20 protein-coding genes are annotated in these 25,230 nt (G+C 56.6%); 17 read left to right on the forward strand and 3 right to left on the reverse strand.

The window, feature by feature from the left end:
* Positions 1 to 30 precede the first annotated feature (30 nt).
* On the reverse strand, positions 31 to 501 hold the full coding sequence (locus OSO_RS44005) for a hypothetical protein (RefSeq protein WP_010584563.1): 471 nt from the start codon (positions 499 to 501) through the stop codon (positions 31 to 33).
* Between the two features lie 519 nt (positions 502 to 1,020).
* Here OSO_RS44005 and OSO_RS0117795 point away from each other — a divergent pair.
* The 14 genes from OSO_RS0117795 (at position 1,021) to OSO_RS0117860 (ending at position 18,363) form a co-directional block, all read left to right on the forward strand.
* A complete protein-coding gene (locus OSO_RS0117795) occupies positions 1,021 to 2,136 on the forward strand; it encodes a serine hydrolase domain-containing protein (RefSeq protein WP_157605323.1) in 1,116 nt (371 codons plus the stop codon).
* A gap of 56 nt (positions 2,137 to 2,192) precedes the next feature.
* Positions 2,193 to 2,774, forward strand: coding sequence for a hypothetical protein (locus tag OSO_RS48190; RefSeq protein ID WP_010584565.1), 582 nt, complete (start codon positions 2,193 to 2,195; stop codon positions 2,772 to 2,774).
* Positions 2,775 to 2,955: 181 nt separating this feature from the next.
* Entirely contained in the window at positions 2,956 to 3,519 is a 564-nt protein-coding gene (gene cyaB / locus OSO_RS0117805; protein ID WP_010584566.1) for a class IV adenylate cyclase, read from the forward strand.
* 80 nt (positions 3,520 to 3,599) lie between these two features.
* Positions 3,600 to 4,304: a YggS family pyridoxal phosphate-dependent enzyme gene (locus OSO_RS0117810; protein ID WP_029247155.1), complete on the forward strand. Its 705-nt coding sequence runs from the start codon at positions 3,600 to 3,602 to the stop codon at positions 4,302 to 4,304.
* A gap of 121 nt (positions 4,305 to 4,425) precedes the next feature.
* Entirely contained in the window at positions 4,426 to 5,340 is a 915-nt protein-coding gene (locus OSO_RS0117815; RefSeq protein ID WP_010584568.1) for a sulfurtransferase, read from the forward strand.
* A gap of 11 nt (positions 5,341 to 5,351) precedes the next feature.
* Positions 5,352 to 6,308 (forward strand): inorganic phosphate transporter, encoded by a 957-nt coding sequence (locus OSO_RS0117820; RefSeq protein ID WP_010584569.1) that lies wholly within the window; start codon positions 5,352 to 5,354, stop codon positions 6,306 to 6,308.
* 411 nt (positions 6,309 to 6,719) lie between these two features.
* Positions 6,720 to 7,919: an enolase C-terminal domain-like protein gene (locus tag OSO_RS44015; protein ID WP_010584570.1), complete on the forward strand. Its 1,200-nt coding sequence runs from the start codon at positions 6,720 to 6,722 to the stop codon at positions 7,917 to 7,919.
* A 6-nt stretch (positions 7,920 to 7,925) separates the two neighbouring features.
* Entirely contained in the window at positions 7,926 to 8,852 is a 927-nt protein-coding gene (locus tag OSO_RS44020; RefSeq protein ID WP_010584571.1) for a dihydrodipicolinate synthase family protein, read from the forward strand.
* Entirely contained in the window at positions 8,849 to 9,784 is a 936-nt protein-coding gene (locus OSO_RS0117835) for an alpha/beta hydrolase (protein WP_010584572.1), read from the forward strand. The genes OSO_RS44020 and OSO_RS0117835 overlap by 4 nt, the downstream gene beginning before the upstream one ends.
* Before the next feature lie 13 nt (positions 9,785 to 9,797).
* Positions 9,798 to 10,466 (forward strand): GntR family transcriptional regulator, encoded by a 669-nt coding sequence (locus tag OSO_RS0117840; RefSeq protein ID WP_010584573.1) that lies wholly within the window; start codon positions 9,798 to 9,800, stop codon positions 10,464 to 10,466.
* A gap of 25 nt (positions 10,467 to 10,491) precedes the next feature.
* A complete protein-coding gene (locus OSO_RS0117845; protein WP_010584574.1) occupies positions 10,492 to 12,903 on the forward strand; it encodes a DUF1553 domain-containing protein in 2,412 nt (803 codons plus the stop codon).
* A 30-nt stretch (positions 12,904 to 12,933) separates the two neighbouring features.
* Entirely contained in the window at positions 12,934 to 14,355 is a 1,422-nt protein-coding gene (locus tag OSO_RS0117850) for a DUF1501 domain-containing protein (RefSeq protein WP_010584575.1), read from the forward strand.
* Between the two features lie 101 nt (positions 14,356 to 14,456).
* Complete coding sequence (locus OSO_RS0117855) at positions 14,457 to 16,913, forward strand: LamG domain-containing protein (protein WP_010584576.1); 2,457 nt, start codon at positions 14,457 to 14,459, stop codon at positions 16,911 to 16,913.
* 91 nt (positions 16,914 to 17,004) lie between these two features.
* Positions 17,005 to 18,363: an MFS transporter gene (locus tag OSO_RS0117860; protein ID WP_010584577.1), complete on the forward strand. Its 1,359-nt coding sequence runs from the start codon at positions 17,005 to 17,007 to the stop codon at positions 18,361 to 18,363.
* Here the strand turns inward: OSO_RS0117860 and OSO_RS52625 are convergent.
* A complete protein-coding gene (locus tag OSO_RS52625; RefSeq protein ID WP_010584578.1) occupies positions 18,254 to 18,670 on the reverse strand; it encodes a TfoX/Sxy family protein in 417 nt (138 codons plus the stop codon). The genes OSO_RS0117860 and OSO_RS52625 overlap by 110 nt on opposite strands.
* A gap of 294 nt (positions 18,671 to 18,964) precedes the next feature.
* Positions 18,965 to 19,129, reverse strand: coding sequence for a hypothetical protein (locus tag OSO_RS0117870; RefSeq protein ID WP_157605325.1), 165 nt, complete (start codon positions 19,127 to 19,129; stop codon positions 18,965 to 18,967).
* A gap of 28 nt (positions 19,130 to 19,157) precedes the next feature.
* Here OSO_RS0117870 and OSO_RS0117875 point away from each other — a divergent pair, with 28 nt between their 5' ends.
* The 3 genes from OSO_RS0117875 (at position 19,158) to OSO_RS48195 (ending at position 25,227) form a co-directional block, all read left to right on the forward strand.
* On the forward strand, positions 19,158 to 19,922 hold the full coding sequence (locus OSO_RS0117875; protein ID WP_010584581.1) for a hypothetical protein: 765 nt from the start codon (positions 19,158 to 19,160) through the stop codon (positions 19,920 to 19,922).
* 225 nt (positions 19,923 to 20,147) lie between these two features.
* Entirely contained in the window at positions 20,148 to 21,962 is a 1,815-nt protein-coding gene (locus OSO_RS0117880; protein ID WP_029247160.1) for an RDD family protein, read from the forward strand.
* A gap of 607 nt (positions 21,963 to 22,569) precedes the next feature.
* Positions 22,570 to 25,227, forward strand: a complete 2,658-nt coding sequence (locus OSO_RS48195; RefSeq protein WP_010584584.1) for a hybrid sensor histidine kinase/response regulator — start codon at positions 22,570 to 22,572, stop codon at positions 25,225 to 25,227.
* Positions 25,228 to 25,230: the final 3 nt, after the last annotated feature.

The following is a 25,230-nucleotide window of genomic DNA, read 5'->3' on the forward strand; positions in this document are numbered from 1 at the left end:
CGCCCCGCTGGATTTGAGAAAATAACGCTGTCAAGGTTTGTCGTTTGTGTCGATGACCGCAGGCGATTCTGCCGGTGGCTGCAGATTACCCGAGTCGGCCGCGCGTCGAAAGTGCGCGGGCATCGCGGGAGGGGCCGGAGGAGGAAACAGTTTCAAGATCGATTCCAATTCGTCCACGCAGCCATTGATCGAGATCACCGCTTGCCGAAAGTTGGTGTGATCTGACGCGTGCGGCGCGTCCTCGCCGAATTGATTTGCCGCCGCGCGAAGCTTCGAAATCTTTTTTCGCAGTGTCGTCAAATACTCGAACGGTTGATCGACCTTCGATTCGAGTGCCCTGGACGTATCGAATACCGACCGAACAATCTGCATCAGTTCAGGAAAATCTTCGACGACCTCGCTGTGCTTCACAAATGTCCTGACCATCCAGGCGTGTGCAAAGATGATCTGGCAGCGAGCGACAGCATCCGCGGCGGACGGCTTCGCGGTGTTGGTCGACATGGATTGCCTCAAAGTGAAATGTGTTTTGAAGAAAAATGAGCGCCAAGGCGCAATGACGCAAAGTGAAGATTTTGCGGCAACAGTTTGGTTACGGTTCTCGTGATTCCTTGATGGGTCAGTCGTTCTTTCCTTGCGCCTTTGCGTTTCCTTCTTCTTCTTCTTCTTGCGATTGCCAGCAACGTCATGAGTTAACCATAGTCATCGGGCGATCGCAATTGCATGCCCCTTTGCCGCCTTCACTTGCGGATCGATACTGTACGGGTGTGAGGACTTGATTGGCGAGCGCTATCGAGCTTGCGCGTTTTGACGACAGGCCTCTGCCCTGATTCCGAAGGGCGGGGCCGCTTGGATTCCTGCTGCGAACTGCTATTGTCCGCCATTCCGAGGATCGCATCGTGAGGGACGTCCCTCAATATCAATATCGCGATCGGGCTGTAGGCGAAGCTGGGCCTGAAGAATTGATGTTTGGACGAATTGGATGGCGGTCGGCCAACGCCGAACTTTCCAGATGGAAATGAAATGAGTGAAGACGATTTCGGAGTCCGGTTTCCACGAACGCTGGCCGTAATTCAGGACGGAGTCGAACGGCAGCTTCATACCGGCTGCCAACTCTACATCTCGCATGCGGGCGATTCGCTGGCCGATTGTGGCGTTGGACTATCTTCGGCCGGTCAGCCCATGACGGCCGACACCCTCAATATCTGGCTGTCTGCTGGCAAGCCGCTAACGGCAGTTGCCATTCTTCAGCAGTGGGAACTGGGGCGATTGGAGTTGGATGATCGGGTTGGACGCTTCATTCCCGAGTTCGCTGTCGGTGGTAAAGAGAGCGTCACGATTCGACATCTGTTGACGCATACAGGGGGCTTTCGACCTGCTGAAACAGGATGGCCCGAGGTGTCCTGGGATGACACGATTCAGCGAATCTGCTCGGCGTCGTTGGAATCCGAATGGGTTGTCGGTCGTACGGCGGGGTATCACACGACGACCAGTTGGTTCATTCTCGGTGAGATTCTTGTGCGGTTAACGGGCCGTCCCTACGCAGAGGTCATTCGGGAAGGACTGTTCGAGCCTGTGGGAATGCTGGAGACCTGGGCGGCGTTGACGCCCGAGCAGCATGCTCGTTACGGCGATCGAATCGGTCGCATTGCGGCGCGCGAACGTGGCGAACTACAACCGCTGGACTGGCATACCACCGAACGTTGTGCCAAGCCGTCGCCCGGTTCGAACACGCGCGGGCCTATTCGTGAGCTCGGACGGTTCTATGAAATGCTGCTCAATCTGGGGCAGGCGAATGGTCGTCGAATTCTCTCGTCTCAAGCGGTCGCCGCATTAACGGCTCGCCATCGAGTTGGCCAGATGGATCTGACGCTGGCGCACACCGTCGATTTTGGATTGGGTGTGATTGTCGATTCCAATCTGTATGGAGCCGAGACAGTTCCCTATGGATACGGCCGGTACTGTTCACCTCGTACATTCGGTCATGGGGGCGCGCAGTCATCGCAAGGGTGGTGCGACCCGGAGCAAGGTCTGGTTGTTGCCTACTACTTCAACGGCCGACCCGGAGAAGGGCAACACAATCGCCGCGCACGCCAATTGAATGAAGCCATCTATGCCGACCTGAACCTGGTGGACTGAATCCCAGTCGACTCGTTGACGGTCGATCGCGATCGGACGCGGGCAGGAATCAGGCGGTGTTCGTTGGTGTTGCGATTTTGATCCATCTGATCTCGCGATACGTTGTACTCGATGAATGGATTCGATCGAATGTCGATCGTCTGTGGACCGAACCTTTCGCTCTGGAACTGTCTGCCGTGTTTATTATCGCTGGACAGCAGCTTTGCGGTCGTGTTGACGATGTACCGGGAACGTGTTACGTCGTGACGCGCTTTATGCACCTGTACTATATCCCTCTAATTCCCCTCTCAAGCTGGCTGGTTCCTTACGGAACGGAAAGCAAGGCGGAAGCCGAGTGGTTACGCATCAGGCTCAGCGCGAAATCCATTCTCGTCGGGTGGCTACAAGGATTCCTCGTCCTATTTGGACTGCTGAATCTTGGTTGGGGGGCGGTCCGAATGTATGCCCCGCGTGGTGCTGTTGCGAATGCAACGAACGGCGTGATGAACCTCATGCTGGGAGTTTCATGCCTGGTCGCGTTCCTGCTGTTCACAATTCGCCCACTTCGAGCGGGCCAAGTACGGGCAAATGAACTCCGCGCGCGACTGGGGCTTGAGGTCGAAGCGGTGGAAGAGCATTTTGACTTTCCCACGGATTGATCAGGGAAACGGATTTCATGGTGTCCCAGGGAACGCTGTGGAGATTTGTCATTGGAGGCATTGCGAGAGGAACGAGCTTCGAAGAACCTTACGGCAATCTCCTGACGGTCGCACGGGCGTCTGTTTGCCAGCACCGCTTGAGAGATCCACCTATTGAATCGAAAAGTCAGAGTTCCCATCAATGAAGTATGAAGTCGAGTTGAAGTTTCGATTGGAACGTGCTCAGGACGTGGAGGCGGCGGTACTGGCACTGGGAGCATGCGAACACGCGCCGGTCTCGCACTGCGATCGGTATTTCAATCACCCGTCGCGGGATTTTCGCACCACGGACGAAGCCTTCCGAATACGTTCGGTCGACGGATCGAACGCGGTGACCTACAAGGGGCCCAAGATCGGTACGGTGGCCAAGACACGCCATGAAATCGAAGTCGGCTTTGATCACGGTCCAGATTCGTTGCAAAAGTTGGATGAAATTGTCCGGATGTTGGGGTTCCGTTTTGTCCGCGAGGTTCGGAAATCGCGACGAACGTTCACTCTGGACGTGTCTGGACGCGATTTCGAACTGGCGCTCGATGATGTTCCGGGGTTGGGGCCCTTTCTGGAAATCGAATTGATTGCGGAGGCAGACGGTCGAGATGCAGCCGAAAAAGCGGTTTGGGAATTGGCTGGAAAGCTAGGGCTTTCCGTGCCCGAAACGCGATCGTATCTGGATTTGCTCATCGAGTCGGATGGGCTTGTCTCCTAGAGGAAATGCTTACGACGTTGTTCGTTGGGATCTGCGGATTGCGACGATGTTTGCACGTTGTTGGGGAGTCGTGGTCGAACATGTCGGACGCGTTGCGAAGTCGATTGGTTGAGAACCTGCGCCTCGTGCACGAGCGGATGGAGGCGGCTTGTCATCGGGGCAACCGCTCCATCGCCGATGTGACACTAGTGGCGGTTTCAAAGTATGCGGAAATGGAGTGGGTGCAGGAACTGGTGCAGCTTGGTGTGACGGATCTTGGGGAAGCGAGGCCACAGCAATTGATGGCTCGCGCGGCGCAATTGCCGTCGCACGTTCGCTGGCATTTAATTGGCCATTTGCAGCGAAACAAAGCGGAGGGGGTTCTTGCCTCAAACGGACTGATTCACTCGGTCGATTCTGTGCGGTTGTTTGATCACATTGCGAAGTTGGGGGCTGCATTGCCACGTCCTCCTCGACTGCTGCTCGAAGTGAACATCTCGGGCGAAGCGAGCAAAGACGGCTTCATCGCCGACGATCTGCTTGCAGCATGGTCGCATCTCTCATCGAGCCCATCCGTCGAAATCGCGGGCTTGATGACCATGGCGCCGTTAAATGACGACTCGGAATCGGCCAGACCCGTTTTTCGCGCCCTTCGCGAATTACGCGACCGTCTTCGTTTCGAGTGTGACGGACGACTGGCACTGAACGAACTGTCGATGGGCATGAGCGGTGATTTCGAAGTGGGGATTGAAGAAGGTGCAACGCTGATCCGCGTCGGCAGCAGCCTGTTCGAAGGGCTTTCTTGAAATCGAGGGCACGAGAAGCCTGCCATATCACATGGCGAATCTGTGGCATCATTCGACGGACGGGCTATAGTAGTGCCACTCTGACTGGTCCGTGTTTATTGCACAGAAGACTCACCCACCGATGAAGTATCTTGCTTTCGCTATTGTCCTTTCTCTGATCGGAAGGACGACATTTGCCGAGATCGGCGTCATCTCGACGGCCGAGGCGAATCGGCTGATCGAAACCTCTGCGGCGGATCACAAGCCGATCGTCATTGATACTCGTGGCGGCTACAAGGACTACTTCCGGGGCCATATCCCGACAGCTCATCACCTGAACTTCGACACGCTGCGGGGAACCGATCGGGGTATCCCTGTGCAGTATCTTCCCGATGAATTGACAAAAGCGCTGCTCGTTCGTGCCGGTGTTGATCGCAATCGCACGCATTTGATCTATGCCACAGGGGACACGCTGCCGAACGATGAAATTTTGAGTGCCAGCATGGTCGCATATGTGCTCGAGAAGTTTGGAGTCGACGATATTCGCATCATTGACGGCGGACTTCGTGGCTGGCACCAGGCCAAGTTGCCCGTCACGCAGGAATACTTCGGAAATCCTTCCGGTACGCTGCCCGTGAAGGGGAATCACGAGATCGCGATCGGCATTGATGAACTACTGGCCTCAAAGGTAAGGCCGGGGGTGGTGCTGGTCGATGCCCGGCCTTACAACGAGTATGTCGGCAACGATGATGTCTGGTTGCGGAAAGGTCATATTCCTGGCGCGATCAGCTTTCATTGGGCGCGTTTGATGGATTCCGAAAACACTCACCAGTTTCGGCCTCTGACGCAGACGAAGTCCGAATTGGAATCGGCGGGGGTGACGCCTGACAGGCAGATCGTTGTGTATTGCGGGACATCGCGCGAGGGAAGTTTGCTTCGGTTCTATCTTAAGCATGTGGCGAGGTATCCCCATGTCCGCCTGTATGAAGGCTCGTGGAAGGAATACGCGTCATTGAAGCAGCATCCGGCTGAGACGAAAGAAAACAAAGCTCCCTGAGTTTGATCCACGTGCTGACAACTCTGCTGTTCCTCGCCGTCTGTTTCGTTGCATTTACCAATGGAGCGAATGCCAACTTCAAAGGTGTGGCATCGCTGTATGGAAGCGGCACCACCAGTCTTCGCGGTGCCCTGTTGTGGGGGACGGCGACGACGTTCGCCGGCTCGATTGCGGCGGCGTTTCTGGCCGAGGGAATGCTGAAGAAATTCAGTGGACGTGGGATCGTTTCGGACGTGCTCGTCCAGTCGCCCGAGTTTGTTTGTGCGGTGGCCATAGGGGCTGCGCTTACGAGCTTTCTGGCAACTCGGTTCGGCTTTCCTGTGTCCACGACGCACGCCCTTGTCGGGGCACTGGTCGGTGCCGGGCTGGCGGGAAGCGGCAGTCAGGTTCATCTGGAGGCACTCGGAAAGAATTTCCTTTATCCGCTGTTCTTCAGTCCCATTGTGGCGGCGCTTTTGGGGTCGGTGACGTATCTGTTCCTGCGAGCAGTGAGGCTCGCTCCCGACCACCGCACACCGTTGCTGGACGCGCTACACTATCTGAGCGCTGGAGCGGCCAGCTTTGCTCGTGGTCTGAATGACACACCCAAGATGGTCGCGCTGTTGCTGGTGGCCCCCGGATTTGATCTGCGTTGGGGCTTTCTTGCGGTCGCAGCGACGATTGCGCTGGGGGGACTGCTTGATGCTGATCGCGTAGCGGAAACGCTTGGGAAGAAAGTCACATCAATGAATCCCGGTCAGGGGTTTGCAGCCAGCCTGGTCACGGCGGGGCTGGTGACGACCGCCAGTTTCCATAGTCTGCCCGTCAGTACCACGCACGTTAGTGTCGGGTCGCTGCTGGGCATGGGCGCGACCACGAGACAGGCGAAGTGGCGGAAAATCGGAGAAATCCTGCTCGCCTGGGTCAGCACGGTTCCCTGCGGAGCCATCCTGGCCGCGGTTGCTTATGCCTTGATTTCGTGGCTCTAGAACGATCGCGGCGGTGTTGTCTGCGCCGTGACTCGTGCCTGCGGGGCTTTTCACCGGTGAAGAAGGGAACGCGACGGCGCCAGGGCGCAAAGACGCAAGGAGGAAAAGCGTGTGGGGTCAGTGTTGGGCTCGGAGCGTTTGCAACTGAACTCGGCCGGTCTTCACTTTGCGTCCTTGCGCCTTGGCGCCATCGCGTTAATTCTCATTCCGAAGCTGCTTTTCACCGGGGAAGAAGGGAACGCAAAGGCGCCAGGGCGCAAAGACGCAAGGTGATGCGTCGGCGTGTATCAAGATTCCCAACGACCTGTGAGCCTAAATTTTCCGTGATTCGTCCGTTGAATTGACATCGCATCAATGTTTGCTAGAGTGTGTTCGAACATAGTTCGGTCAATATTCAATCGTGGTGCGAATGTGCGGATCTCACGTATCGAAGCCCTGAAAATCAGGCAGCCGGACTTTGAAAAGTTCGAGTGGTGGTGCACGTGCCCGCTGGATCTGCTCTACGATGAAGGAAAAAATGGCCGCGAACGCGGGGCGGGCGTGTTCAATGTCCCGATTGATCTTCGTCGCGATCCGGTCTTTCATGTCCTGGTGCGAGTCACCACCGATGATGGTCTGACCGGATTGGGCGCGATTGGACTTGGTTCGCAAGCAATGGCCGACGCGGTTGAGCAACTTCTGGCGCCGTTGATCCTGGGGCGAAACCCGTTCGATGTCGAATTGAATTGGGAATTGATGTACCGCTCGACCATCAACATTGGTCGGAAGGGGCTGATTCTCGAAGCGATCAGTGGAATCGATATCGCGATCTGGGACATTCTCGGTAAAGCCACCGGTCAGCCGGTTTACAATTTGTTGGGGGGCCGTACTCGCGACCGCATCCGCGCCTATGCCAGCGCACTTTATGCTGACCGCGATCTTGATCGTCTGGCGGCTGCGGCAAGAAAGTATGTCGATGCCGGATTCACTGCGGTCAAAATGCGGTTCGGTTACGGTCCGCAGGACGGTCGCGCGGGAATGCGAAAGAATGCCGAACTGGTTCGCACGGTTCGCAACGCCATCGGCGACGACGTCGATCTGATGGCCGACGCCTATATGGGATGGACCACGCAGTACGCGATCGAAATGATCCGGATGCTGGAAGACGATCATCTCATGTGGATCGAAGAGCCGGTCTCGCCGGACGATCTGGACGGCTATGCCCGAATTCGTTCGTCGACAAATACGGCCGTTGCCGGCGGCGAACACGAATTTACGCGGTACGGATTCAAAGAACTAATCACACGCGGGTGTGTCGACTACGTGCAACTGGACGTGAATCGAGTGGGAGGTGTCACCGAGGCCCGCAAAGTCTGGGCGTTTGCTGCGGCGCACTCATTGCCGGTCGTGCCTCATTCGCAGAACTATCACAACCAGCACCTGATCATGTCTCATGTGAACTCACCGTTGTCGGAGTATCTGCCCCCCGATTTCCGCGACGGCGACACGTTCCTGTCCGAGCTGTTTATTGGAGATGCCGTGGCTCGTGAAGGACACATTGTGCTGTCTGACAAGCCCGGTATGGGCGTCGAGCTGAACGAACCCGTGGTTGCCGAATTCCTGTTGAAGTGAACCATCATGCAGAACGTTAATTTCGGCGGCATTTACCCGATGCTCGTCCCCTTCTATCAGTCCGACGATCGAGTCGACCCCCAGTTGATGCGGCGGCAGGTCGAGCTAGCGGTTGCCAGTGGCTGTCATGGCCTGGGTGTCATGGGGTTGGGAACGGAAGTCAACAAGCTCTCGACGGCCGAGCGGCGTGAAACGTTGGCCGTTGTCGCGGAAACGCTCAGCGGCCGCCTGCCACTCTCCGTGACAATCGGTGAGAATACGGCTCGAGGGCAGATTGAGTTTGGTCGTTACGCGGCGGAACTCGGTGCATCCTGGCTGATCCTGCAGCCACCATCTGTGAGTGACGTCGCCGAGATTGAGTTGTTGCGTTTCTTCGGTGCCGTGGCCGATGCCGTTCCGTTGCCGATCGCCGTTCAGAATGCCGCGATCTATCTTGGGATTCAGCTCTCCACTGACGGATTGGCGGCTTTGAATCGCCAGCATCCGAATATTTGTCTGCTGAAGACGGAAGATCCTCCTGAAGTCACCGCACGCGTGATGGACGCGACGGGCGGAGCATTTCGCCTGTTTGTCGGTCGAGGAGGACTGGACATGGTGGATCAACTGCGGGCCGGTGCCGTGGGGATCATTCCCGGGATGGAAACGGTCGATCGCACGCCAAAGATTTTTGACCACTATCAGGCGGGGCGTGAGAAGGAAGCGGTCTCGTTGTATGGCGAGATCCTGCCGACACTGGTTTTCCTGGAGAAGTCGATCAATCACTTCGTGACCTGCTCGCGTGAGATCTTGGCTCAGCGGCTGAAGCTGTCTGGACCTGTGCAACATCGACTGGCACGCGAGCTCACTCCCTTCTCGCGAGAGACCATTGTCCGATGCGCACACGCATTAGGATTCATGCCGGAAGTCAATTCCAGCATGAGGGGCCAGTTATGAGCACGACGATCCGAACGCGTCGCGTTGGAGTCGCACTTCGATTCTGTGCGGTGATCGGCCTGACGGTATTTCTCTGCACCGTGCAACGCCAATCATGGGCGGACGAAGACGCGGTGAAGTGGATTCCCGATGTCATGTTTGCAGAAGTCGCGGGCGAGACGCTCAAGCTGAATCTGGCCAGCCCCGCCAGAGGAGAAGGTCCGTTTGCGACGATCGTCTGCATTCACGGCGGCGGTTTTTCGGGCGGACGACGCGAAGACTACGACGCCCTCTGCCGTAAGTTTGCGGCACGAGGTTACGTCGCCGCGACGATTGACTATCGACTCTCACCCAAACATCGTTGGCCAGCTCACATTCATGATTGTAAGGCCGCCATCCGATGGCTGCGCGCTCATGCGGTCGAATACGGGATCGACGTCGATCGAATCGGCGCGATGGGAAGTTCTGCCGGCGGGCATTTGTCGCAGTTCCTCGCAGTCACGAATGACGTGCGTGAGTTTGACGGTGATCACACGCATCTGGATCAATCGAGCCACGTTCAGTGTGTTGCCGCGTGGGCTCAGGCCAGCGACTTCACGCGTGAATACGGCGTCTGGAAGGGGGCGGCAGAAGCGTTCCGCGGATTTCTGGGTGCCGAACTCACCGCCGAATCGCGGCGCCTGCATGTTCGCGCCAGTCCCTTGTTCTGGGTGACTCCCAATTCTGCACCGACACTGTTGATTCATGGCACAGCCGATCAGGATGTATTGTTCGTGCAATCGGCATGGATTTACGAACGGTTGCTGTCGGCGGAAGTCAAAACGAAACTTGTTCCCATCGAAGGTGGCGGGCACGGACTGACGGGCGCGCATCTAGCCCAGGCCGAACAGGCGACATTCGACTTTTTTGACCAACAATTCAACGGACAACCGTCCCACAAGACTTCGAAATAGGAGTCCTTTGCTGATGAGCGATCTGTTAACCGCCGACAGTCTTTCCAAATCGCGTCAGGCGTTTCTGGAACTGCGTGAGCGAATTCTGGATGGTCGATTGCCTCCTGGTACTCATTTGACGTTGCGCCCCATTGCCAAGTCGCTGGGCGTCACTGTGACGGCCGTTTCTGAGGCGGTTCGGGAGTTGGTTCACGAGCAACTGGTCGACTTTGAGCCGAACTATGGGGCTCGGGTGAAACGGTTTGACGCGGAAACGGTTCGCAGTCAGCATGTGCTGCGAATCGCGATTGAATGCGAAGCGATTCGTCGTTGCACTCAGTTGGTTGCGAATCGCAAACTGGACGAACTGCAATCGCTGGCCGAGGAAGTCGATCGCCTTGCCGACGTCGAAGAAAATCTTGCTGAAGCGCGTCGCCGTGACTTCGAGTTTCACTTACAGATTGCGGAACATTCCGGCGTTCCGTCGCTGGCGGCCGTGTTGCGATCATGCCACCTGGTCCGTCTGTTAGCCGTCGATGCCGTGCATGATGAGGCGATGTCTGCCCCCAATCGAACCCACGTCGAACTCGTCGCGGCGATTCGCTCGCGTGATGTCGACATTGCCGAGAAAGCGATGCGCGACCACTGCGAACGTTCGCTGCTTCTGCAACTGCGACGAACTTTCGGCACGATTGGAATTTGAGCGCGTTCCGCTGCGGAGCATTGTCATGGTTCACAAACTGATTCTGGTCGGTGTCATCCTGGTGGGGGGGCTGAGTGTCGGTGTCCTCGGTCAGGACGCCCTAGACGCCGCCTCAACCGTGGACCAGGCTGGCATTCAATTCTTCGAAAGCAAAGTCCGTCCGCTGTTCGTCACGCATTGCTTCGAGTGCCACGGTCCGGAGACGGACAAAGGTGAAGCCGATCTGCGAGTTGATTCTTTGGAGGGATTGCTGCGTGGAGGCAAATCGGGGCCCGCGCTCATTCGAGGTGCGCCCGCCGAAAGTCTGCTGATCCTTGCGGTGCGGCACGATGGCGCCGTGGCGATGCCACCAAAAAAGAAACTCGCCCCGTCGGAAATTGAGCAGCTTTCAGCCTGGATCAAGAGGGGAGCGCTATGGCCCGGTGCGGTGAACGTTGCCGCCCCCGCTCGTTCGCCGGCCGAACCTCATGAATGGAGCGAAGAGGCTCGTCGTTTCTGGGCGTTTCAAACTCCGCGCACACCGCTTGTGCCCACCGTACGGGACCGTAGTTGGCCACAAACGGCGGTCGATTATTTTATTCTAGCGCGTCTCGAAGCGGCCGGTCTTGTGCCTGCTGCTCCAGCCGACAAGCGGACGCTGTTACGGCGTGCGTCGATCGACCTGATCGGTCTTCCGCCAACACCCGCCGAATTGGATGCCTTCCTTCAGGATGACAGCTCTGATGCCTTCGAACGTGTTGTCACTCGGTTGCTGGAATCCCCACGGTACGGTGAGCGCTGGGGGCGGCATTGGCTCGACGTGGCTCGGTACGCTGACAGTAACGGCATGGATGACAATCTGGCCTACTCGGATGCATGGCGGTATCGCGACTATGTGATCGCATCGTTGAACGCCGACAAACCGTTTAACCGGTTTGTTCAGGAACAACTGGCCGGGGATCAACTCGCTGCTTCGGAAGACGCGTCACGAAGGGACGAACTGATTGTGGCGACTGGCTTCCTCACCATCGGCCCGAAAATGCTGGCGGAAGATGACCCTGTCAAACAACAGCTTGATATCGTCGATGAGCAGCTCGATACGACGTGTCGAGTCTTTCTCGGTCTGACGATGGGCTGCGTCCGCTGTCACGATCATAAGTTCGATCCTCTCGCCGTGAGCGACTACTACGGGCTGGCCGGGATCTTCAAAAGTACGCGGACAATGATCTCGTATCGCGTCGATTCGAAGTGGAGCACATCCGGGCTCGGCGGGCAGGAAGCCGCATTCCGAGTCAAGGATCTCGAACAGATCATCGATCGGCACGACAACGCACTGGTGAATGGAAACACAACTGGCATGTCGGACGAAGAGCGCTCTGCGCATTCGACTCTGCTGGCCAGCGCCTACGCCGAATACGCGAAGATTCCGAAAGCGATGGCGGTCAATGACGGCGATGTGGGTGACTTGGAAGTTCGACTGCGGGGCAATCATCTGACGCGAGGCCCCATGGTTCCGCGTCGATTCCCGTCGATTCTTGCGGGCATCGAGTCGTCGGCGATCACCAGTTCCAGCAGCGGTCGACTGGAGCTGGCGCGCTGGATGACGAATGACAATCATCCGCTCACACCTCGAGTCATTGTGAATCGCGTCTGGCGATGGCATTTTGGCCAGGGGCTTGTGGCGACGGTCGACAATTTCGGTCGTCTGGGCGAAGTGCCTTCGCATCCGGAACTTCTGGACTGGTTGACGCGGCAGTTTGTTGCGGATGGCTGGTCGCTAAAAAAACTGCATCGACGGATCTTGCTGTCTCGAACATGGCAAATGACTGGCACGTCGAACGAGCACGCGATGCAGGTTGACCCACAGAATCGACGACTGTGGCACATGTCGCGGCAACGAATGGAAGCCGAAGTGCTACGCGATTCGCTTCTGTTCGTGAGCGGTCAGCTTGACTCGAACATGGGAGGCACTCTGCTTTCGACGACTCCGTTTCAAAATCTGTCATTGGGTGGGGCGTCACAAAAGTCAGAGCTCTATCAGTCGGCGCGGCGCAGTGTGTATTTGCCGGTGCTGCGCGGTGCCGTGTACGACGTGTTTCAGGCATTCAATTTTCCCGATCCTGCGGTCTTGAACGGTGATCGAATGACGACGACCGTTGCGTCGCAGGCATTGTTCATGATGAATAGCAAACTGGTCGAACAGGCATCAAAACGCCTGGCCGAAACGCAGCTTACCGAATCGACGGTTTCCGACCGCGATCGGCTGCAACGGGTCAGTAAAACCCTTTTCAGTCGACGTGCAGCGCCTGATGAGATTGCGGCGTGGGAAGGATTTCTCGCGCGGTACGAATCGGCGGCGTCCATCGCGTCCGAAACGGCCGAATCGCGGCGGCGACGTGCGTGGGAGGGACTGTGTCGAGCCCTGCTTTCGTCCAATGAGTTCATTTACGTCGACTGAGTCTTCGACAAACGTGGAAAGCCGGTGACCATGGATCACTCATTCCAACTTCCGCTGCCGACGCGGCTGTCACGCCGACAGATGGTGTCAAGAATGGGCGCGGGCTTCGGGAGCCTGGCACTGTCCGCTCTGCTTGCCGATCAGGCCGCGGCGGCAACGGCTCCTCTTGCCCCGAGGCAGCCCCATTTTTCACCGCGAATCAAACGCGTGATCATGCTGTTTATGTTCGGCGGGCCATCTCATTTGGATACCTTCGACTATAAGCCACTGCTCGCACGGGACAGCGGAAAACCATTACCCGCCGAGAGCCGTCCTCGAGTCGTCTCGTTTCCCAATCGGATGGGGAACCTTGTTGGGTCACCGTTTGAGTTCAGCCAGCATGGGGAAAGTGGCCTGTGGGTCAGTTCGCTGTTTCCTGAATTGGCCCGGCGCGCGGACGACCTGTGCGTCATCAATTCCATGTACTGTTCGAACTCGCGTCATGGCGGGGCGGTGCTCGAATGGCATACGGGGACTGACACCTTCGTACGACCAAGCATGGGGGCCTGGGTGACGTACGGGTTGGGATCAGAGAATCAGAACTTTCCCGGTTATGTCACAATTTGTCAGGACCTTGCTCAGGGCGGCGCGAACAATTTTGGATCGGCATTTTTGCCGGCTGCTTATCAGGGAACACCGCTCGGCTATTCCGGCTTAAGGCCGCAGGAGGCACGCGTTCCATTTATTGGCGATGGATCGGGCAAGCGTGATCTGCAGCGAATGGAAATCGATCTCATCTCGCAGATGCAGCAACGTCAGGCACAGACGCACGGGGCCGACAACGAACTGGAAGCCCGCATCGCATCGTTTGAGCTCGCGTTTCGCCTGCAGACCGAAGCCCCCGAGATGCAGGATCTTTCCGGTGAATCGAAAGCGACTCGGGAACTGTACGGCTTGAATGATCCGACGACGGCGGATTTCGGTACGCAGTGCCTGATGGCGCGACGATTCTCGGAACGCGGCGTCCGTTTCGTCCAATGCAACCTCAGCGGGTGGGATGCGCATAGCAGACTCAAGGAAGATCACAGCCGTCTGGCGCATTCCATCGACAAACCGATTGCCGGACTGCTCACCGACCTCAAGCAGCGCGGACTGTGGGACGACACGCTGGTGATCTGGGGCGGCGAATTCGGTCGTACCCCGACTTGCGAAGGCAATGATGGTCGCGATCACAATCCCCACGGATACACAATGTGGCTGGCGGGGGGCGGAGTCAAATCGGGGCTGACATGGGGCAAGACCGACGACTATGGCTATTTCGCGGTCGAGGACAAGGTTCATGTCCATGATCTGCACGCCACGGTCCTGCATCTGCTTGGCCTTGACCACAAACGCCTGACCTACCGCTATGCGGGACGTGACTTCCGCCTGACCGATGTTCACGGCGAACTCGTCGACGGCATTCTGGCCTGAACGATTCAATTGACCAGCGGCCGGTAGCGACCTGCGCGATCAACACCTTTGACGTGAAAATCAGCAACTGAATCTGCGACTCTTCGAAAGCAAAACCTGCTATGACGGATCAAACGCGACGTGAGTTTCTGGTAGCCGCCGGTGGGGTGTTGGCCACGACGAGTCTTGTCGCGGGCGAGCGAGTTTCGGCGAAGTTCGCATCTCTAGCAAAGCCGGATGTCGATGCGGCGGCGATTCCCCCGCATCATGAGCAAACGGTGGAGGGAATTCATGCCTACACGGACCGATTGAACGTCGCCCCTGGAGAATCGATTCGTTTTCATGTTAGCAGTTCGTATCCCTATGAACTGCAAGTGTGTCGACTAGGGACCGATGTCGACGGACCGTCGCGTGATACGCTGCTGCACTCATTTGGACGATCACCTGCAGCGATTCAGCCGATTCATCCTGGAGCGTATCTGTCCGTTGAGAAACCACTTGATGCGGCGAATGCGTTGACCGGACTCGCATTGGAGCTGTGGATTCGCCGCTGGCGCACGGTGGGACGGCAGGCGATCATTGGACAGTTCAATGCGCCGGAGGCGTGTGGGTATGGTTTGTTCGTCAACGAAGATGGCTCGCTGAGTTTCTACCTGGGCGACGGGGGCGAATATGCCGATCAAGGCCTGCACTCCACGCCGCCTGATCAGCTCAAAATGCAGGTCAATCCCGAGGGGCTGAAGTCCTTTCCGGACAACACGCCCAGTTCAGTGTTGAACAACGAGTGGCATCACGTTGTTGCGCAGTATGACGGCACATCCAAACAGATTTGGGTGGATGGCAAAGAAGTCGGCCGCTGGAAGCATGCTGGTACTGTGCGACCGGGAGGGGCGCCATTGCGCATTGGCGCTGCGGGCCATCTAGGGCAAGCTGCCGAATTCCTTGATGCCGATATTGCGATGCCGTCGATTTACGGAAAGGCTCTGACTGCGGCCGAGATTGCCTCTCGCATCGCGAGCAAGGGACTGACGTTGCCTGCTAGCGACCAGTTGCTCGCCTGCTGGCATTTGGATGAAGAACGCGGTGATCGTGCTGCGGATTCAAGTCCTCACGGCCGACACGCACGCATTGTGAATCTGGGAACGTGGATGATTGGCGGCCCCAGTTTCAACGGCAACGTGCCACGTTTTGGCACCTATGACCCATCGAAGGACCCACAACGGGGGCATGGGCTACGGCTGGCTTCGGATGATCTGTACGACTGCCGCTGGAATGCCTCGCACGAGTTTCGATTGCCCGAATCGGCGCGATCGGGACTGTATGTCGGTCGGTTTCGCTTCAATTTGGATGGAGAAGACCGGCTGTACCATACGGTGTTCATCGTCAACAAAGCACACTCGCGCCCAAAAGCACCCGTCGCATTCATCTGTTCGACGAACAGTTGGAAAGCCTATTCCGCAACTCCCTTCAGTCCGACGTGGAAGGGGATCAAAAAGTCGATCGGAAATAACGGGTTTGACAACAGCCCTGGGAATCCGCCCGCGTACTGTTTTTATCGTCCACATCGCGCGGGGCAGGGAACGTACCAGCTGGGGTTCAAAATGCCTTGGCCCGTTGTCGGTCCTTACACACTGATGGGGCCTGACGAAGCGGACTACAGTCACCTCTGTCGGCAGGATCGCTTTACTCAAGCGTGGCTCGAGAGCGAAGGGTACGCATACGATGTGCTCTGTGACACGCAGTTGCATCTCGATCCACAAGTTCTCGACGGATACAAGGCGGTCTACGTCGTCGGGCACAGCGAGTATTGGTCGTTCGAAGGGATGACGGCGATGAGTCGGTATCTGGATGGCGGCGGGAATGCCATCGTCCTTTCGGGAAATACCGCGTTCTGGCGTGTTTCGTTCAATGCAGATGCGACGATCATTGAGTGTCGTAAGGGAGACGCGCCGGGGTCTGCGATCCGTCCAGACCGGCGGGGTGAAATGTGGCACAGTCATGATGGCCAACGTGGTGGGATGTCGCGCGAGTGTGGATACCCTGCCTGGCGTCTGTTTGGTCTTGAGTACTTCTCATTACTCGGCGTGAACTGGCCCGGTGTTGGGCCGTACAAGGTTCGAAATCCCGATCACTTTCTGTTTCGCAGCCCACGTGATTTGAATTTGAAGGAAGGGGATTCGCTCGGCGGCACGCCCGGCAATGCGGTTCCACAACCGATCGGCCACGAAGGTGATCTCCGCGTGTCGACGATGGCAAAGTATCTCGTCCTTCCCGCGCCCGAAGGGGGGCTTCAGCCGACGGAAGACCCGGCAGGGATGACGCTGCTGGCGGATGGCTATGCCGACCCGAAACGAATCGGGTTTGCCTGGGACTATTTCCAGCGTCCCGTTCCGCCCGACAAGATGCCGCCGATGACGGCCGCCGCGGAGATGATCTTTTGGGAACGTCCCGGCGGCGGGCATGTATTCCACTCCGGTTCCATCAATTCCGGTTCGACGCTGGCCAACGACGAGAAGTGGTCTGGGCTGATGCACAATGTGCTGAGCCACTTCGGCGTCCGTCCGGATGCGCGCGTTTGAGGCCGTTCTGTCGAGGTCCCAGCGCCGGTGACCTCGGTCAATCGATGTGACGAGATCGATATCTGACTGAGTTCAACCTGGGGAGATCCGTGTGAATGCATCCACTGCGACGACGGTTGGCCTGAAAAGAACTGTTCCATTGTTGATGTTGGTCGTCGCCTGTGGACACTTCAATCGAATCAGCATTTCCGTCATCGGGAATGAGCAACTGATTCCGAAGTACGGGATCAGCCCCGACCGAATGGGACTGGTCTACTCGGCATTTCTACTGTTCTACACAGTGGCAATGTTGCCGGGCGGATGGTTGATCGATCGCTTTGGGCCGCGTGCGGCGCTGACGCTCCTGGGATTCGGGTCCGTTGTTTTCGTGGGGCTCTCGGGCTGCACGGCCTATTTGAGCAAGGATGTGGAAGCCATCTGGATCAGTCTGTTGATTGTGCGATCGTTCATGGGTGTCTTCAATGCCCCCTTGCACCCTGCTGCGGCACGGATGGTCTCGCAGTGTGTCGAACCACGTTCTCGAGTCCTGGCAAACGGATTTGTAACGTTCTCAGCTTGCGTTGGAATGGCTGCGACATACAGCGTCATGGGGTACTTGATCGATCACTGCGGCTGGACCTGGGCATTAGGGGTATCCAGCGTGATGACGTTAATCGTCACGCTCGCCTGGACATCCGGGACGCAGCGCTCGCCAAAAGAACCTCAATCGTCTCCGCCAAATGCTCAAATTCACGATGGGCAACTCAGTTTGTGGCATGTTCTTCGCCAACCGAGTGTCATCTGCATCACACTCAGTTACGCCGCGATGGGCTATTTTCAGTACCTCTTCTTTTATTGGATTAATTTCTTCTTTGAGACGGTCCAGCAACAAGATCGGTCAGTCGCACGGTGGTACGCGACGATCATTACCCTGTCGATGGGCCTCGGCATGGTCGGCGGAGGCTGGCTCGTGGGGCAAATTCCGGCGCGTCTCTCCCCGCGGTGGAGACGCTCGCTCGTTCCAGTCCTGGGGATGATCTCGAGCGGACTGATCTTTGAAGTCGGACTTCTCGCCTCGAATCCCCACGTTACACTCGTCTTGCTCGCCATTTCTGCAGCATTGATCGGCGCCTGCGAAGGATCTTTCTGGACGACGTCCGTCGAACTCGGTGGGCGATATGGTGGGACGACGGCGAGTTTGATGAATACCGGCTGCAACATTGGTGGCACATTGTCGCCGTCATTGACGCCGGTCATGAGCCAGATTTTTGCTCAGTACTATGGTCAGGACCTGGGGTGGCGGATCAGCTTGGCCGTCGCGGGTGGCATTGTTGTCGCCGGCGCATTCCTGTGGTGGGGGATTAATCCTTCTGCGCAAGAGGACGATCAGGCTTCCGTGGAGTCGCGGTTTCAGGGGCCACTGGACGAGCGATCGATCCGCGACGTCTTGACGCCACAGCGCGGGGGTTAAATTCCAGGGCCAGATCGACCCATGACTCAAGGTTGCGTTTCGATCGAAGTCCCTCGGGCGTGACGAATACAAATCCGCGCATCGGCCGTCCCGTAATTTCCATCGGAATGCAGCCTTTTCGCGTCAAAGCTTCGTCGTAAATCGCACGATCGATGCGAGCCATAAGTCGGTTCTTCGAGATCCCAAGGCACATCTTTCCGTCAACCATGAAGCACAAGCCGCCCATCATTGGGCGTTCGTCGGCCGACACCAGCCGCGCCGCAAGTACGGCACGCACACGTTCTGCAAGATCTTCGTCATATGCCATTGCAGGGGGGCTTTCGTTCTTTTCGAAGATTGTCGGTTCAAGTTGCCGATCGAATTCTTCGCTTTTTTTGCTGGGAATAGGGAATTGTTGTAATCCTGTATCAATTCATCGTTTCCGCGGGTCGAGAATAGAGAAAACGTCGAGTCCATTCCGACGTGATCTTGTGGGCCGGTACTTCCGCCACAGATCATGTCACTGAATTGAATATGCCCAGATTTGAACAGGCAATGCCAGAGTGAACACCAGATTGCCTGTTCCTGCTTGTAACACTCATAGGCGATATCTGAACCGTTGTCAGCGATCCGCCAGATTCAGATACTCCGGCGAATCCGGTGAGTTGTCCAACGTCATGATCAGAGCAGAGGCGGTTCGTTCGGGCCTTCCAACAATCAGATTGCGATTGGCATTGCAGGCGGACTGGACTAAAAGTGCGAAGCCTTTCGTGTCAATTTTCTGCATTCGCAGACATTCGTCAGGTTTTTGAGTCATGAGCAAGTCATCCGACAAATCCACTCCGCTCGACAAATCGGATCGTCCAACTCGACGCTTTTCATTGCCCTTTCCAATTCCTCGACGAGTCTGGATCGGTACGGCGATCGCTTTCGGAGTGATTCTGTTTGCTGCGTTCTTGTGGTGGCTGATGGCACGAGGTGGGTTGTGGACTAAGTCTGCCACGACTCCGACGTCCGAACTGATTGATGTTCCGGCCCGCTCGAGTTCCGATGGGCCGAGGTTGCGTTCCACGGCCGAGCGATCACAAGATCCATCTGACAATTTGATCATTCTGGGCACTGGAACCAGGCGACTGCGAATTGGCGCGACTGCGCGATCGATTGTCGAGATGATGGGGCGTCCCGACGACGTACTGCGTTCTGATTCAGGTGATGGATTTCACGTCAACGCGGGCGTCGCGAACTATGTCGATCCGACGCATTGGCTCGTTTACAAAGAGTCGGGTGTTGCCCTGATCGAGTCGGGTGGACGAATCGAATCGATCGTGTTCCGCTTCCGCAATCGTACGTTCGTCAGCTTCGACGGGGCGACGGACAAGGGGATCGGGATGTGGAGCACGGTGAATGACGTGATTCGTGCGTACGGAAACCCAGATCGAATCGAGAAAGGGTACAAGTACCTCAAAGGGATCGACACCGCCGAGCATGATTTTTCTTACCTGCTGCACTATACATCTCGAGCGACCGTCTTCACGTTCCGAAACGGCGAACTTCAGGCGATTGTCGTCGGCAAGTGGTAACGAGTGATTGGCAGTGGCAAATCGTCTCCGCGTTCCCATGTCGTGCTGCGTCCTGCGGCGATTGACGCCACAGTGTTTCTCAAAACGCGATACGCTCATTCTGCATATGGGAACAGTTGGCAAACACACGGGACTTCCCGCTTGAGTGGCAATGTCTTAGTCTCTGGGAACTGATCCGCACAGCCGTCGTTGTGAATGATCGTCGTTTCGCGACAAGGGGGGGCCATGTCGAGTCGTCAGCCGGGCTATCTTTGGGGGCTTCTTTTGCTGGCGGTTTTTGCGACCACCCCGTTTCTTGCTGCAGGCGGTCTCATTGGAATGATGCGAATCGGGGGACCTCAGTGGTCCGTTCCGGCGCTCGTGCATTCCACGTTACGGTCAATTCCCTGGATCGGTGAAGGTGCGACAAACATCTACCGGTTGATGTACGCGCCACTTTGGAACGATCAATTCGTTTGCCTGGAGGGATTAGGTCAACGCGAGGGCATTGAGGATTGGAAGTGGATGCTTGTGACCATTGATCCAGAGACTGGCAAGAATCACTCGCTCAGTTTGAGCTTCCAGAGCAGAGTTGTCCTGTTTCCGACCGTGTTCGGTGACCGACTTTGGCTGGTCGATCCGACGATGAACAATCCTGAATCGTTTGAGATTGTCGATGGTCGGGCACAACGATCGGAATTTTCCGACGATCCATTTCAAAATCTCGTTCCAACAGGTCAGCGATTCCTTTTAGACGGTGAACCGGCGCGTGTCGAAAGCGGGGGCGATGGATTCGTGATCTCAACGCATTCGGATGGCGATTGGAACGACAAATACGCCGTTGTGCTGCCAAACCCGAATCGAATCTCGATGATTGGGTCGGTGGGTGTCTACTTTTCACAAGCCTCACAGATGTCCTGCTTGAACCTTGGCGACGAGATTCACGTCTTGCTGAAAGTCGGCGGATATTCTCTCTATCGACGCGGGCTGCAACTGAAGCCGTTGTCCGATGAAAGTGACGGGCCTGCGATGGACGATCCGGATTCTTTGGACGGGGCGCTCATCTTGAGCGAAACGGTATCTGTACCGGAATCGAAAAATCCAGCAGACGCGGTCGCAGGCTGGTCGCTCGTTCGCGAAGAGATCGGCCATGACATTCCGAATCTACTTTTCGTCAATGGTGAACCGGCAGTCCTCATCGTAGACGACGTCCATACCCTTAATCCGATTGGGCATCTTTACCGATTTGACGGAACCGAATGGAAGCTCTCCGCGACTTGTGCGTTTCCTTTCACGTACAACATTCGCGTCGTCGCGTGTCAGAATGGTATGAAATCTTATGTTTCCACGATTCAGGCGATGGGCGTGACCAGAATCTACTCGATAGAACAGGATGGCATTCGAGCAACAGAATGCGTCATTGATGCAATTCCGAAAGGCTTACTGAGTCTTGGGATGATGCTGATGGGAGTTCTATTCCTTACAACAACGCTCTTGGGTGTCGGATGTTGGATCATGATGTGCCGATACACCCGAGCGGATTATGGGTTCGGCGATCGGGCCGTCCGGCTGGCGTCGCTCGGACAGCGAGGGTTGGCGCGGGGAATTGACATCGTATTGGTCGCGAGTCTGATCATCGGATTCGGTTGGATCGTGAACCCCCATTTTGACTGGTTGACGCTCGCCCAGGCACTGGAATGCCAGGTCTCGCATCCAATCGTCAAGGCGGCGTCGGAGCTTGTCATCTGGGTGGGAATCTGGATGGCCTTCATCGCTTTTGCGTTTGTTGCGATTCAAGGGCGCTGGGGTGTGACACCTGGCAAGTGGTGTGTCGGAATTAGGACCCTGCAATCAACACTCCGGCCATGTGGGTTCAGTCGTAGCCTTGCACGCGAGATCGTCATGTGCGTTGACACCTGCAACGCAACCTGGTGGGTTCCAGGAATCCTGAGTCTCGCCCTGACCAGTGCTCGACAGCGACTGGGGGATCTTGTTGCCGATACCATCGTTGTCGAGGCGTCCCGAGATTGCCCGGAGGGATCAGCCGTTTCTTCTGGTTGAATGGATCGATGATTGATTGTCGAGGCCCGCGTTCCTGGGGTTTGAGAGACACTGTCGATCAACGTCGGTTCTCCCGCTTGGGATCATCGACAGCTCAAGGGACTCATTCGGTGGTCACCCGACGACGTAACCGTTCACAGCCCGAAAAGAGGGGTACAGGCACATTTTCCCGGTTCAATTGGAATCCACAGTACATCGACTGGGGTGAGCCTTCCCTTATACTGCGGGAAAATGAGCCAGCCCCCGGTCTGTGAACGGTTGGCCCGACGACTCCTTTGCGTGGCTGGGATCAACTTGACCAAATTTCCTCGCGACGTATCAGTTGAATTCAGCGTGCCGCTCGTCGACAATTTCGGGTTGATGGATGAGACGTCTCCGAGAAAAAAACTGCACTCATGCTGTGTTGCGTCCCAGCGCCCTGCAGCGACAATTGGTCACAAGACGGGTTCGGTCAACTGATTCGGACGTCGGTTGTTCGCTGCCAGGTTTTGTCTGACTGACGCGTACTGAATGTTTTGAGGGATGCATCGAAGTGCAATGATGATTTGACATAATTCTCGCCGCTACCTTCCTTTGTATCGTCGACGGCCGTCGCGATGGATCTCCTTTGAAAACAACTCGCTCGCCTGAAGCCGATTCGCCGGCCGAAATCAACACAGCTACCGCCTTCGGACTCACCGTTCTGGCCGTGATTGCTGCTGGATTCGTACGATTGCTGCTCGACCCGGTACTTGGCGATGAGACGCCCTATCCAACATTCTTTGCCGCCGTGGTGTTTGCCTCGCGCATTGGTGGCTGGCGGACGGCCGCCCTCGCGACCGTTTTGGGCTTTTTCATCGCGTGGTTTCTGTTTGTCCCTCCCCGATTGACCATATTTAGCAACTATGCCTCACAGCCAGTGGGACTTGGACTGTACTTGCTGGTTTGCCTGATGGTCGCAATGGTCGGCGAGTCCATGCAGCGTTCGACTGCGGCGATTCGGGTTGCACAGAAGAGCCTTGGGCGTCAGGCGGAGCTTGCACGAATCACATTGGCCAGTATTGCGGACGCTGTGATCACCATGGATGCAACAGGCAAGGTCACGTTTCTAAATGATGTCGCCCAAAAAATAACTGGATGGCCGCAAGAACGTGCCGTGGGGCGATCGCTGGACGAGATTTTTCGCCTTGTCGATCAGGAGACGCGTACGCCGGTCCCAAACCTTGCGCTGCGAGCCATCTCGTCTGAATCTGCGATAAGCCTAACCGCGCGGACGTTATTGATCTCGAAAAATGGAACCGAATGGGCGATTGAAGACAGCACCTCACCCATTCTGGATGAACGGAATCGAGTCCAAGGAGCTGTCGTGATCTTTCGCGACATTCGTTCGCGGCAGCAGGCGGAAGAAGCCGAACGGCAAGCCGGAGAACGGTCGCGTGTCATCTTGGACAGTATCACCGACGCGTTCTTTTCCGTGGATCGCAACTGGTGTTTTGCCTATCTCAATCGGCCTGCCGAAAGCGTGATCGACAGGTCACGCGATGACTTGGTGGGGCAAGTGATGTGGGATGTATACCCCGGGGTGATCGGGACCGAGTTCGAACCGGCGCTTCGCCAAGCCATGGATCAACGAACCCCGGCCACAGTGATGGCGTACTACGCCGAGCATGATCGGTGGTATCTGGTGCGCGTCTATCCGTCCGACGACGGAATTTCGATCTATTTGCAGGATGTCTCGGAACAGCAGCGGGCAGCCGCTGAAAAGCTGCGGTTGATGAATGCCTCTGACCAACAACGTCGGATCTACGAGACGGCTCTCTCGAACACTCCCGATTTTAACTACATCTTTGATTTGCACGGCCGCTTCGTCTACATCAACAAATCGCTACTGGCGTTATGGCATAAGACGTTTTCCGAGGCGGTCAACAAGAATTTTTACGAGCTTGACTATCCATCGGAATTGGCGGCAAAACTGCATCGCCAGATCCAACAGGTGATCGACACGAAGCAGCCCCTTCGCGACGAAACACCGTATGCGAATGTGGATGGCGAACGCCAATACGAATACATTTTCATGCCTGTTCTGGCCGAGGACGGTTCGGTCGAAGCGGTTGCTGGTTCGACGCGCGATATCACCGATCGCAAGCAGGCCGAGGCAATGCTGCACGAGGCCGACCGCCGCAAGGATGAATTTCTCGCGATCCTGGCCCACGAGCTTCGCAACCCTTTGGCTCCCATCCGGAATGGGCTCGAAATCCTGAGATTGAGTCACGGTGATGAAGCCAGTCGAAGCGCCACGCGCGATATGATGGATCGACAGCTAACACATGTGGTACGTCTCGTTGATGACTTAATGGATGTCAGTCGAATCAGCCAGGGTAAGTTCGAGCTGCATCGAGAGCGAGTCTGCCTGCTGACGATTATTCAAAGCGCGATGGAGACGTCGCGTCCCTTGATCGAGCACCTGGGGCACACGGTCACGCTGTCGTTGCCAAATGCACCCGTAATGGTCGATGCCGATCCTGTCAGGCTGGCACAGGCCATATCGAACCTGCTCAACAACGCCGCCAAGTACAGCGACCGCGAAGGGAAGATCAATCTTTCTGCGAATGTCGCAAACTCCGAAGTCGTGATATCGGTCAAAGACTGCGGAGTCGGATTGTCTCCGGACGAGATTCCACGCCTGTTTCTGATGTTCAAGCAGTCCGAATCGTCGCTCGCCAAGTCTCGCGGCGGTCTGGGCATCGGTCTGACATTGGTCCGCAAACTGACCGAAATGCATGGTGGCACCGTGGACGCACAGAGTGACGGGCCGGGAAAAGGCTCGACCTTTACCATTCGCCTTCCATTGTTGACCAGTCTTGTCGAGGAAGTGGCGGGTGATGACGTACCCCTGTCAGCTCGATCTGTCCCGTCATATCGAATCCTCGTCGTGGACGACAACCGCGACGGAGCGGATAGCCTGGCGATGATGCTGCGGATCATGGGTAACGAAACTCGAACGGCCTACGATGGTCAACAAGGACTCGACACGGCGATCGACTTCCAACCCGATATCGCGCTCTTAGACATTGGTCTCCCCGGCCTGAACGGCTACGAAGTCGCCCGTCGCATCCGCAACCAACCCTGGGGTCAGAATGTCATTCTGATTGCCGTGACCGGATGGGGGCAGGAGGAAGACCGGCGTCGTTCAACAGAAGCGGGCTTTAACCAGCATCTGGTCAAGCCGGTTGATCCCCATGTTTTGATGAAGATGTTAGTGCAGACTGGTGGTTGCCCGTCGTGAGGC

This window comes from Schlesneria paludicola DSM 18645 (assembly GCF_000255655.1).
In the GTDB taxonomy this organism is placed as follows: domain Bacteria; phylum Planctomycetota; class Planctomycetia; order Planctomycetales; family Planctomycetaceae; genus Schlesneria; species Schlesneria paludicola.